Consider the following 11,675-nt stretch of genomic DNA (forward strand, 5'->3'; position numbering starts at 1 on the left):
GACCGATTGCAGATTGTCATAGACGTTGTTCATCGTTTCCAGTTCAGTATTCATGCAACACCTCCTTCTACCGCAACCGCTTCTCTGCGTTTTCTATCCGCCTGTTTTGCCCAGAAAGGACGGGATACTTTGACTATTGGGTACGTTTCAATCACGTTTTCCAACATATCAATTACACGGTTGACTTCGTATAACCCCTGCTCGCTATCTTCGTCGTCGGGTTCACAAAGTTTCACCGGAAAACGCCCACAAGCTGGGTTTTTGCCAATTGCACAGAAAGCGAAAGCCATTTCACGCCCAAAAACCCAATTTGCAACCAGACGGTAAAATTCCGCCTGTATGTGATAACCAAACTTATCAACGGATTTACAAAAATCATGAACATCATCAGTCGTTTTCACATCGAGCATAAACGGCTTATCGGCATAGATTCCCAACAAATCAGGCCGGATTTTCAATAACGTTCCATTTTCCGTGCGATAGAAAATTGAAAGCTCTGGCTCGCCGTTTTCCAGCAAATCTTCCACCATTGGATATGCCAGTGCGGAATCACGCATCATTTCAACCTGTTCAAACTCCGCTTTTTTGAGGCTGTCGCAAAAGAGGTAGTATCATGTTTTTAATGATTTCAATATTTTGATTTTAAAGAAAAAATTAAATTATTTTTATTGTAAATACCCCTTTTGCGACAGCCTCTTTTGAGGGAAATTTTATTGCTGGCAATTGCCTGCGCTTCAAATTCTGCCCATTCCTGTTTACCGTCTTTGGTTCGCAAATTCAGTTCAGGCGAACAAGTGTACTGTTCAGCGAAGCGCTCCGGCTCGAGAATAGCGGTGTGTACAGCCGTACCTATTAAAAACGCGCCGTGTCTAGTCTCTTTGTAGGGGGCGCCCTTTTCCCAATCTAGCACAGCTATTGTCTGTTCCCGTTGCACCAACCGAATTTGCGTACTGGAATAACCGCTTGCAGCGTGATAGGTGCTATTTGACAGACTTCGGACTATCAAACTCTCAGTGGGTTTCAATGCATCAACACAGCCGTTCAACATCTCAAGCCCGATACCTTCACCACTCATGATTTTTCCATTAACGGGTGGAAAAGCAGAGAAGACAGAATTGTCTTGTATGTTTTTGATGGCAGAATCAACCGCCTCCTCTTCTGTGCAATTATCAACCAACCCTTCAAGGGCGACATTTGTCACGCTTTTTTCCACTTCTCCCACGTTTTCCACAGGGATAACGACAGATTCAGTGGATAACTCTGTTGATTGCGTTAATAACTGATTATCTTTTCCACACTCAAAAAGATGAATCGCTATTTCCTTGATTTCACCGATTGAAATTGCTTTGTCACTCGCTGAAATTTTTGAGGTTACCTTGTCACGTAGTTCTGTATATTGCTCAAAAAGCTCTGGCTCATCTTCTGGATTAGCTAACAAATCATCTGCATCTCGTATTTCGCCTTCGTCGTATTCTTCCTGAATCCCAAAAATCGTTAGCAAAGCGCAAAACTGGTCTATTTCCTGCTCTTTGGTAATGTCCGTCTGTTTTTCGGTATTAGCTAGATACTCCTCAACGCTAATTTCTTCCAATCGAGGCGATTTGTAAAAACAGCAATTAGCACCGTCAGTTTCAAAGATATGTTGAGAAGCCAATTTCTTGGCAGCAATTTTCGTTTCAGATTCGATATATATATGCGAGGTTGTTTTTCCGTTTTCGTGGTCAACGGTTGTAATAATCGTTGCTTTGAAGTATTTCATTATTTCGCCCCCTCAATGCGGTTACTCGCCTGTTGTTCTAATGTCCGTAGTATTAATCCTCTGGCTTTGGGTATCGCTTGCTCTCTCTGGTTATCAGAACAATGGCAACAAGCAGCCGAACACGCTTTCATCATTGAAGGATGGTAAAAAAGCGCCCTGAATTGTTTACGGTTAATTTTTTCAACAAACTCAATACAGGCTTCTTCAGGAAAAACACAGGGGCGGTTATCCAATCTGGCACACCAAAAGAAGCTCACGAGGGCTAATGAGAGTTTGCCACAGTGACAACAGCACGAGTTTCGCACACAACTAATTTGGGGCTTTGTTGAATAAATCGAACTTTTAGGTGATTGGGGGGATCTGATCGCTACAGTCGTTTCATCATCGGGTCCCTATGGCAAAGCAAAAGTTTAAAATCACCAACTGGCCTGCATACAACAAAGCACTCAGGCAGCGCGGGTCTCTCACGGTATGGCTTGATGAGTCAGCCGTTGCTGCATGGACTAACAGTGCACAGCCAGAAGGTCGTGGCCGACCGCTCCACTATACCGATATGGCTATCACCACTGTTCTGATGATGAAGCGAGTGTTTAACCTGCCGCTTCGGGCATTACAGGGCTTCGTTGACTCGATTTTTAAGCTGATGGGGCTGTCGTTGCTCTGCCCGGATTACTCTCTTGTCAGCAGACGAGCAAAGACCGTTAAAATCAGCATAAAGACGCCAACCCGTGGTGAAATCTCACATCTGGTCATTGACAGCACTGGCCTGAAAGTCTTCGGCGAAGGTGAATGGAAAGTCAGGCAACATGGGGCTGACAGGCGCAGAGTGTGGCGTAAGCTTCATCTGGCCGCAGACAGTGCAACGCATGAAATTATCTGCGCCGATTTATCGCTCAGCGGAACGACGRAWGNKCAGGCAMSAKGNKGKCKSAMARGMGNRKAGTRTNRKSKTWWKMWTSATYTSRMYRYWKWSAKTKYAAMGNAWRAAATTAWMTKMKYYKWWTTRTNRMWYASCSSWWYKRCGRMWGCNCWSGCACTGCCGGGGCTGATTAACCAGACCCACCGGAAAATCCGGGAAGCGTCGGCAGATGGAGCTTACGATACCCGTTACTGCCATGATGCTCTGCTGAGGAAAAAAATCAGGCCGCTTATCCCACCGAGAAAAGGTGGACAGTATTGGCCCGACAAATACCATGAACGCAACCATGCCGTGGCGAATCAGTATCTGAGCGGTAACAATGACGTCTGGAAGAAAAAAACAGGTTATCACCGGCGTTCAGTGGCTGAAACCGCGATGTTCCGCATCAAAACCTTGCTGGGCGGTCATCTGAGCCTGCGAGACTATGACGCTCAGGTAGGTGAGGCGATGGCAATGGTTAAGGCGCTGAACCGCATGACGCTGCTGGGCATGCCGAACAGCATTCGCATTGCATAATGGGAGTACCGGCGGGAGTCATCCTGTCCGCTACCTCTGATTTATTCAACAAAGCCCTAATTTGGGTACGCTAATAAAACACGGATGTGCTCAGCAATAGCATTTTTGATTACGTCCCAATTTTGTTGATAAAGGGTTATTTTTTCAGATATCCGACGTTTATGTTGTTCAAACCACGCAGAAATAGCGAGAAAAATATGATTTCTTTGCGCTCGGCTCGTGCGAGCCTGACAGCGTTCAATACCACAATTTTGTTTAACTTCTCGATGATAAACTTCAACAGACCAACGGGCATCCATGATAGATTTGACGTATTCACGGGTGGGATTCTCTTTCACGAGTTTCGCACAGGCATATAAAATTCTAAAAATGGCTTAAAAGCAATGATTAATCTGCAAGTTACTAAAAAACATAAATTTTCTTAAATTACAATAAGTTGTATTTGATTTATAAGGTTTTGACTATTTATATATCATGCTGAATTAAACTTAAAAATAGAGCGTTTTTTTATTGGTGCGAAACTCGTGACTGAGTGCGAGTTTACTGGCTTATATCGGTAATATGTCAAAATTTAGCAACAGTAAAGAAGTCGTGGCCTATGTTGGTCTTAACCCAAAACTGCATGAGTCTGGTTTATTTAAAGGACGTAGTCGCCTATCAAAACGAGGTCATACAGAGCTCAGAAAAGCATTATACATGCCGGCTTTATCTGCCATTTCCTGTAACCCTATAATAAAAGCACAGTGGCAGCGGCTCGTATCACGTCACAAAGGAGGTAAAGTAGGCATCTGTGCGGCAATGCGAAAATTACTCCAATTAGCTTATGGTGTCTTAAAATCTGGCATCCCCTTCGATGAGAATATAGCTCTTGTATCATGATAAGAAAGACGGTATCTGAGGTTTTGAAACCACTCATTGCCCCCAAACACCGCATTAAGCCCCTTGTCGACAAGCGGTTCGACGCCCATAGATATCCCCCCAATCAGCCCGGCTTTTCCCAGTACGCCCTTGATGCCAGAAGGACTGTTTTTACCCAATGTTTTCATCTCACGGGTGACATTCCGAATCGATTTCACCATATCGACAGCCCATTTTGTCGTAACAAAAACCAGAATACCGGCGAGCACGGTTTCCCAACCGCCGATTGCCTGAATAACGCCATCAATATTTTGCCAGACCGCTTCAATAATCGGGCCGATCGTTTCCCAGTTATCGACGATAAGCCCACCGCCTATGACCATTAACGAGACCAGCTTACCCAGCGTTGACATTTTCATCACGCTGTTAAAAATCCTGAAAGCACGGGTAACAACCCCTACCGCCGTCGCGGTGCCCAGTAGATAAAGTCCCCACTTGGCAAAGGATTTAATCAGTTCTGGATTGGCTTTTGCCCAAGTACGAAATTGCTCAATCAACGGCTGAATTTTCTTTGTTGCTTCAACAATTGAAGGCAGAAAAATACTACCAATACTCACGCTGGCAACATGCATCTGATTTTTAAACAGTTGTATTGCATTTGCGGTAGTGGCTGCCCGAGTAGCATATTCCTTCTGCATAGATCCGCCGTACTTTTGTTTATCGGCGACCCTATCTAGGTTAACTTCCAGTAAGTTAAGGTTGGTGAGCAGCGGCGCAATTGATCCCAGAGATTCAGAGCCAAACAAGTCATTTAATAATGCCATCTGATCTTTTTTAGGCAATTTTTCAAGGGCTTTCAGCACCATCAACATGGCGCCTTTCGCATCTTTCTGCATCTGTGCGGCGAGTTTTTTGGGGCTGATTTTTAAGGTGTGTAGTGCGATTTTTTGCGATTTTGTCGCTGATTTCCCTTTGGTTAACGCCAGCATAAAGTTCTTAATACCGGTTGCCGCCACGTCTGACTCAACACCCATTCCGGCAATGGTTGCGCCAAGGGCCGCTATCTCACCGGAGGCGAGACCGCCCACTTCACCCAGTGGGCCAATGCGGGTCACAATGTCAGAGATTTTTGCGGCATTGGCTGGCCCGTTATTGCCAAGGTAGTTGATTTTATCGGCAAGCGAAACGACATCATTTTGCGTCAACCGAAATGCAGTACGCCACTGTGCCATCATCTGCCCAGATTGCTCAGCCGTCTGGTCAAAGGCGATACCCATTTTTACAGCGGATTGAGCGAAGGACATTAATTCTTCTTTCGCTATCCCTGCCTGACCGCCTGCGGCCACAATTTGCCCTATGCCATCGGCTGCCATTGGCAGTTCTGTCGAGAGCTTAAGGATATCTTCTGACATCGCCTTGAATTGTTCCGGCGTATCAAAATCAACCACTTTGCGGACATCGGCCATCGTCGATTCAAAAAGCCTGTTGCTCAATAGTGAAATAAAACTGCTTTCAATAAAAACAAGTTAGATACATCTAAAAAACACAAAAATAGGTTATTTTTTAATCTTATATAGGTTATTTTTAATTCAAAAATTGATTATTTTATCATCAATAGCTGGTTTTTTTGTAAGTCACAATTAATTTTGCTATTGAGCAACAGGCTTAAAGTCTATCGCCTGTTTGATGGGGCCAGCCATGGCAGTCACAACGCCAGCCCCTAATGCAGCCGCCCCCGCCATTCCTGCGCTAAACTCCTTCTTGAAGGACTTCATTTCCCGCCGCATCCCCTTGAGCGGGCCGGAGAGTTTATCAACGGCAGTGATAATGGCTTTTAACTCAATAAGCGTGTTGCTTAATAGTGAAATAAGGGTGTTTCGGTGATTGAAGTAAATTTTACGCTGTTCTGAGATGGAAATTCCCACGAGTTTCGCACAGGCATATAAAATTCTAAAAATGGCTTAAAAGCAATGATTAATCTGCAAGTTACTAAAAAACATAAATTTTCTTAAATTACAATAAGTTGTATTTGATTTATAAGGTTTTGACTATTTATATATCATGCTGAATTAAACTTAAAAATAGAGCGTTTTTTTATTGGTGCGAAACTCGTGAGATATTGAAAATAATGGTCAATTGATCGCTAAAAACCAAGAATATCAGTTGGTGGATAGCCAATTTAAAAATAATAGGGAGGGAACAATAACTGCATATGATATTAGCAATGTTGATAACGCAAATCGCGATCCTGCGGTTAAATTAGATATCGCTTTAATTAATAAAGCTAGCTTTGTTGATAAGGGACAAACCGCTCTTGGCTCTCAAGAAAATGATAAGCCAACCGTTTTCTCAATTGGTGAGGTAACACACTATCAATATGGTACTTTAGATATCATTAAAAAAGACAACACAAGCCAATTTCTTGTTGCATGGGTACACCACAACCAATTGCACTAAATCAATAATCATTCCAAGTATGGTTACTGGTGATTACCTACAATAACAGGTTCCAATATAGGCAATATTAGAAATAAAAAATAGTTAATTATAAATAAAATCCCTTGAAGATTAATTCAAGGAATTTTTAATCGCTGAATAGATTATTGTAATAAAGAGATATCAGCTACCTGTAAAAATAAATCACGCAACTGACTTAGTAAGGTCAAACGATTGATCCTGACTATTTGATCGCTATCCATCACCATTACATTATCAAAGAAAGCATCGATCACCTCACGCAGTGAAGCCAATTCGGTTAATGCGCTTTGATATTGCCCGTCAGCCAATAATGGCGCCAGTTTATCTTGTAAAACAACCAAATGAGCCGCTAAAGTGACCTCTTCAGGCGCTTTTAACACTGTGGCGGCAACATTGTCATTCAATTTCTCATCTGATTTATTCAGAATATTGGCAACCCGTTTATTAGCTGCCGCCAGTGCTTCTGCCGCTGGCAAAGTCCGAAAATGGGTAACGGCTTTCACACGAGCATCAAAATCTGCCGGTTTAGTTGGCCTACGCGCTAAAACAGCCTGGATAGTATCAATGCGGTACCCTTGCTCTTGATACCAGGCACGAAAACGTCCAAGCATAAACTCAACAACATCATCGACAACATTTTTATTGGTTAGCTTATTAGCATACAATTGAGCCGTCTGCTGTGTTAATGCTAATAGATCCAGATCGTAACCTTTTTCAACAATAATACGTAACACACCAAGGGCCGCACGACGTAAGGCAAAGGGATCTTTATCGCCCTTAGGCGGTTGGCCAATACCAAAAATACCTACCAGAGTATCCATTTTATCGGCCAGCGCCAACGCAACCGCGATATGATTAGAAGGTAATTGGTCAACAGCAAAACGGGGTTGATACTGTTCCTTGATTGCCACCGCCACATCTTCCGCTTCACCATCTCGACGGGCGTAATACATCCCCATAACACCTTGTGTGTCGGTAAATTCGAACACCATATTGGTCATCAAATCACATTTGGACAACAGACCCGCTCGAGTAGCATGATTGACATCGGCACCAATTTTAGCTGCGATCCAGCCGGCTAATACTTCTAAACGATCGGTTTTATCACGCAATGTACCAAGCTGTTTTTGGAATAAAACCGTCTCCAGTCGGGGTAAATATTCTTCTAAACGCTTTTTACAATCGGTTTTAAAGAAAAATTCAGCATCTACCAAACGTGGACGGATCACTTTTTCATTACCAGCAATGATTTGCTGTGGCTCAGAAGATTCAATATTGGCAACAAAAATAAAATTAGCCATCAAATTACCAACCTGATCATAAACCGGGAAGTATTTTTGATCGCCTTTCATGGTATAAACTAACGCTTCCGCTGGTACAGACAAATATTTCTGCTCAAATTTTGCGGTTAATACCACCGGCCATTCAACCAATGATGTTACTTCTTCGAGTAAACTATCGGACAATTCAACAGTACCGCCTAATTGCTGTGCTACCTTATTCGCCTCATGCTTGATTAAGGACTTACGCTCTTCATAATCAGCAATAACTTTACCACGTTCACGTAAGATCGCAGGGTATTGTTCCGCTGAATCAATAGTCAGTTCAGCTTCTCCCATAAATCGATGGCCACGGATCACGCGATCGCTCTGAATACCCAATACTTCACCTTTGAGCAACTGATCATCCAATAACATGATTAAGGTATGAACAGGCCGGACAAATTGTGTTGCCTTGTCTCCCCAGCGCATCAGTTTTGGGATTGGTAACTGATTCAATGCACTCGTTACCATATCAACAAGCAACTCTTTTGCGGCACGGCCTTTACTGGTCGCACGATAAAATAACCACTCCCCCTTATCGGTAACCAAACGTTCTGCCTGCTCAACGGTGATGCCACAGCCACGAGCCCAACCTTCAGCGGCCTTCGTCGCTTTACCTGTCGCATCAAAAGCCTGACTAATTGCCGGGCCACGCTTCTCAACTTCACGATCAGCTTGATGTGCTGCCAAATCGGTTATTTTTAATGCTAAACGACGGGGAGATGCATACCAAAGCACTTCACCATACTGCAGTTCAGCCTGTTCTAATTGATGTTTAAAATTTGCCGCAAATGATCCGGCTAATGAACGAAGAGCCTTCGGCGGTAACTCTTCTGTGCCAATTTCCACCAGGAAAGTCTGTTGCATAATGACAGCCTCTTAGTTCTTATTTTTACAGATTGGAAAACCTAATGCTTCACGAGCAGCATAATAAGCTGCTGCAACCCCTTTGGTTAAGGTACGAATACGTAAAATATAACGTTGCCGTTCAGTAACTGAAATAGCTTTACGTGCATCCAATAAATTAAACGTATGGGCAGCTTTTAAAATTCGTTCATAAGCGGGTAAAGGCAGTGGCGTTTCTAGTGACAATAAATATTGTGCTTCTTTTTCATATTCTTCAAAACATTTGAAGAGAAAATCAACATTAGCATACTCAAAATTATAAGCCGATTGCTCAACTTCATTTTGATGATAAATATCACCATAGGTTGTTTTGCCTAACGGGCCATCAGACCAGACTAGCTCATACACACTGTCAACCGCTTGAATATACATAGCCAAGCGTTCAAGGCCGTAGGTAATCTCGCCGGTAACCGGTTTACACTCCAAGCCTCCGACTTGCTGAAAATAGGTAAACTGGGTGACTTCCATCCCATTTAGCCAAACCTCCCAACCAAGTCCCCAGGCTCCCAAAGTTGGATTTTCCCAGTTATCTTCAACAAAACGGATATCATGAACAGTGGGATCTACCCCTAATGCTTTTAATGAACCAAGATATAACTCTTGAATATTATCCGGTGAGGGCTTAATAATGACTTGAAATTGATAATAGTGCTGAAGACGATTAGGATTTTCACCATAACGTCCATCAGTTGGCCGACGAGATGGTTGCACATAAGCAGCAGCGATTGGTTCCGAGCCTAGTGCCCGCAAACAAGTCATCGGATGGGACGTCCCTGCACCAACTTCCATATCCAATGGTTGAACAATGGTGCAGCCTTGACGCGCCCAGTAATCCTGTAATGTTAGGATCAATCCCTGAAAGGTTTTGGTATCAAACTTTTGCATGTTAGATTCGCGCGATAGATAGATTGTGATTTAAAAAAGTGATTCAGTATACCCTTTGGCGAACAGATATGCAGCACTGATTACACATTGACGTTGTTTTACATGAAAACAGCCTGATAAATCTTTAGTAATTTTAAGTTAGCTGATTGATTAGCCCCATCACTAGTTAATCACTAACATTAAAAATTAATTCAAAGGTTATCAGCAAAAAAGATATTTTCAATTTGGCTTACTGCAATACTTTTTCTGCCATATTTATATGACCGCGCAAGCTTATTTATAAATAAAATCATGTTCCGTTACAATGTTAGCTGCAACTTTAATGACAAAATCTGGCTTTAAATCATCACCAGCATTGATACTTATATAATGAAAATGGTGTCTATTGTTATAAGATATAACGGTTTCGTCAGGAACACCGTTAAACTCGACCACAAAATGAATAAAATTTTTACCATTGTTCGCATCATTATGCCTGGCATTATTCATATGTTAATTGATCAAGTTGATCATAACGCCCAAAATGAATAAACTGTTTCACCATTTTTAAACTGTAAGCAAAAGTTATTATTTGCTATTGTAGAATATAATATCTGTTGACTTACTTCATAGGATCATAAAATTGTTTAGCATTCCTTATATCCTCATTCCCGCTTTTATTAGAATCAAGCAGAGCCATTTCCTTATTGATAAAATTGTGAAGTTTTTTCAGTTAGATAATTTTTAATCATGAAAAACTCTAATATATATCAACAAGATAATGTAATAAGATTGATATTAATATAAGAAATACTATTTCAAGCAAAAAAATAATTATATCTGTTGGTTAGCTTATAAATCACATCTAAACCGCAGCTTTACAATTTTTATACTCAATGCATAGAATAATAAAAACCGCTAATAGAGCCAATTATTATACTTAGACTGAGTCGTTAATTATTTAGTATTTCCTAGCATCCAAAGGAGCCAAAAAGTTAATGTTTATTTGGTTTTATCGCTTAATAAATTCATAATATGTCTTATTGTTATTAATACTCAATAATGGCTCGTTCAGCTTAACTAACTCATTTTTCAAAAAACACTCACTTTCAAATACTATCATAATAAGATATGATATTTACTCATTTATTTTCTATTAAAATAATTAACATAACTTTTTGATATAACAAATTTTTGCTCATTAGGGTCGAATAAAATATTGCAGTAAAACGATTCAATATGAAACAATCCGTTAAATTAAAGTTGCAAAAACAGATGTAATTAACATGAAAATATTATTTTTAATGCTGACATTATTAACTCTAACCAGCTGCACTTCTCAGCCACAATCAACATTGATTGAGCTTGACAAAAAAAGTCGTGAGTTTAACCATTCAGCCCTGTTAAACATTAGTCATATTCAGCAGCTCAAGGCGTCTTCTAATAGTAGCCAGAAATGGCAATATTCGACATTTTTTCCTACCACCGCTGAACAAGCATCTCCTGTTTATTATTATGCACTCGCTAACGCCCATAAAATTATTATTTATACCGACAATGCCAATTTTTGGCTTACAGTTAAAAATAAACTGCAAGCACAAGGCTCAATGGCAGTTATTGAATGGCAATTTAAAAAAATGTTTTTAGCAAAACAGGCTCAAATTACGTTTATTAAAAACTAAAATAGCTAAAAATAAATTAAATAATCCTGATTAAAAATCATTGATTAATAATTCCTAAAGTAATATATTTTCATAACCTTTTGTTAATAAAGTAAATTTATTGATTTCTTATATTAAAATATGTCTTTATGAAAAAAATAACTAACTAATTCAGGATTAACCTTAACATTCAAGTTACAAAAACAATTCTCTTTTAATAACGAATAAAATAAAAATAATCATAAGGGCACCTCGAAAAACCTAAGCCGAGTTTGATTTTGCTGATAAAGTTATCGGAAGCTGGTCTACTGAGCTAACCACCATGAAGAAACGCAGCGCCATTAAGAATGACCTCTTTGCAAACCAGTATCACCAACAGACGATCGACAAGT

At 40.8% G+C, this 11,675-nt stretch carries 11 protein-coding genes and 2 pseudogenes; 4 read left to right on the forward strand and 9 right to left on the reverse strand.

Going from position 1 to position 11,675, the window contains the following annotated elements; all coding sequences use genetic code 11:
• Window positions 1-50 precede the first annotated feature (50 nt).
• From CBG25_RS11075 to CBG25_RS11085, 3 genes and pseudogenes are all read right to left on the reverse strand, one after another.
• Window positions 51-572 (reverse strand): annotated as a pseudogene (locus tag CBG25_RS11075) (PD-(D/E)XK nuclease-like domain-containing protein); the annotation flags it as partial.
• A 56-nt stretch (window positions 573-628) separates the two neighbouring features.
• On the reverse strand, window positions 629-1,759 hold the full coding sequence (locus CBG25_RS11080; RefSeq protein ID WP_290606652.1) for a hypothetical protein: 1,131 nt from the start codon (window positions 1,757-1,759) through the stop codon (window positions 629-631).
• A complete protein-coding gene (locus CBG25_RS11085) occupies window positions 1,759-1,992 on the reverse strand; it encodes a hypothetical protein (protein WP_290605594.1) in 234 nt (77 codons plus the stop codon). Before CBG25_RS11085 ends, CBG25_RS11080 begins: the two co-directional genes overlap by 1 nt.
• Window positions 1,993-2,153: 161 nt before the next feature.
• Here CBG25_RS11085 and CBG25_RS21415 point away from each other — a divergent pair.
• Window positions 2,154-3,194: pseudogene (locus CBG25_RS21415) on the forward strand (IS5 family transposase).
• Between the two features lie 56 nt (window positions 3,195-3,250).
• Here the strand turns inward: CBG25_RS21415 and CBG25_RS11100 are convergent.
• Window positions 3,251-3,532 carry a transposase gene (locus CBG25_RS11100; protein WP_290606654.1) on the reverse strand — a complete coding sequence of 94 codons (282 nt, stop codon included), beginning with the start codon at window positions 3,530-3,532 and terminating at the stop codon, window positions 3,251-3,253.
• A 205-nt stretch (window positions 3,533-3,737) separates the two neighbouring features.
• On the opposite strand from CBG25_RS11100, the gene CBG25_RS11105 reads away from it, so the two are divergent.
• Complete coding sequence (locus CBG25_RS11105; RefSeq protein WP_290606668.1) at window positions 3,738-4,073, forward strand: transposase; 336 nt, start codon at window positions 3,738-3,740, stop codon at window positions 4,071-4,073.
• On the opposite strand, the gene CBG25_RS11110 is transcribed toward CBG25_RS11105, so the two are convergent.
• Both CBG25_RS11110 and CBG25_RS11115 read right to left on the reverse strand, forming a co-directional pair.
• The gene (locus tag CBG25_RS11110; protein ID WP_290606656.1) at window positions 4,016-5,545 is read right to left on the reverse strand and encodes a phage tail tape measure protein; all 1,530 of its coding nucleotides are present in this window, start codon (window positions 5,543-5,545) and stop codon (window positions 4,016-4,018) included. The two genes, CBG25_RS11105 and CBG25_RS11110, sit on opposite strands and share 58 nt — an antisense overlap.
• Window positions 5,546-5,701: 156 nt before the next feature.
• Window positions 5,702-5,977: a hypothetical protein gene (locus tag CBG25_RS11115; protein WP_290606658.1), complete on the reverse strand. Its 276-nt coding sequence runs from the start codon at window positions 5,975-5,977 to the stop codon at window positions 5,702-5,704.
• 241 nt (window positions 5,978-6,218) lie between these two features.
• Here CBG25_RS11115 and CBG25_RS11120 point away from each other — a divergent pair, with 241 nt between their 5' ends.
• Window positions 6,219-6,509 carry a hypothetical protein gene (locus CBG25_RS11120; RefSeq protein WP_290606660.1) on the forward strand — a complete coding sequence of 97 codons (291 nt, stop codon included), beginning with the start codon at window positions 6,219-6,221 and terminating at the stop codon, window positions 6,507-6,509.
• A gap of 143 nt (window positions 6,510-6,652) precedes the next feature.
• On the opposite strand, the gene glyS is transcribed toward CBG25_RS11120, so the two are convergent.
• The 3 genes from glyS to CBG25_RS11135 form a co-directional block, all read right to left on the reverse strand.
• Entirely contained in the window at window positions 6,653-8,722 is a 2,070-nt protein-coding gene (gene glyS, locus CBG25_RS11125; RefSeq protein WP_290606670.1) for a glycine--tRNA ligase subunit beta, read from the reverse strand.
• Window positions 8,723-8,731: 9 nt separating this feature from the next.
• Entirely contained in the window at window positions 8,732-9,643 is a 912-nt protein-coding gene (gene glyQ / locus CBG25_RS11130; protein WP_290606662.1) for a glycine--tRNA ligase subunit alpha, read from the reverse strand.
• A 273-nt stretch (window positions 9,644-9,916) separates the two neighbouring features.
• Entirely contained in the window at window positions 9,917-10,132 is a 216-nt protein-coding gene (locus CBG25_RS11135) for a M10 family metallopeptidase C-terminal domain-containing protein (protein WP_290606664.1), read from the reverse strand.
• A 776-nt stretch (window positions 10,133-10,908) separates the two neighbouring features.
• Here CBG25_RS11135 and CBG25_RS11140 point away from each other — a divergent pair.
• Entirely contained in the window at window positions 10,909-11,304 is a 396-nt protein-coding gene (locus tag CBG25_RS11140) for a hypothetical protein (RefSeq protein ID WP_290606666.1), read from the forward strand.
• The last annotated feature ends 371 nt before the right edge of the window (window positions 11,305-11,675 follow it).

The sequence above is a fragment of the Arsenophonus sp. ENCA genome (assembly GCF_002287155.1).
GTDB classification, from domain to species: domain Bacteria; phylum Pseudomonadota; class Gammaproteobacteria; order Enterobacterales; family Enterobacteriaceae; genus Arsenophonus; species Arsenophonus nilaparvatae.

Excerpts from the sequence above, each read along its gene's own strand:
- glyQ (WP_290606662.1), bottom strand. The coding sequence starts at position 9,643 with ATGCAAAAGTTTGATACCAAAACCTTTCAGGGATTGATCCTAACATTA.
- CBG25_RS11135 (WP_290606664.1), bottom strand. The coding sequence starts at position 10,132 with ATGAATAATGCCAGGCATAATGATGCGAACAATGGTAAAAATTTTATT.
- CBG25_RS11140 (WP_290606666.1), top strand. The coding sequence starts at position 10,909 with ATGAAAATATTATTTTTAATGCTGACATTATTAACTCTAACCAGCTGC.
- CBG25_RS11080 (WP_290606652.1), bottom strand. The coding sequence starts at position 1,759 with ATGAAATACTTCAAAGCAACGATTATTACAACCGTTGACCACGAAAAC.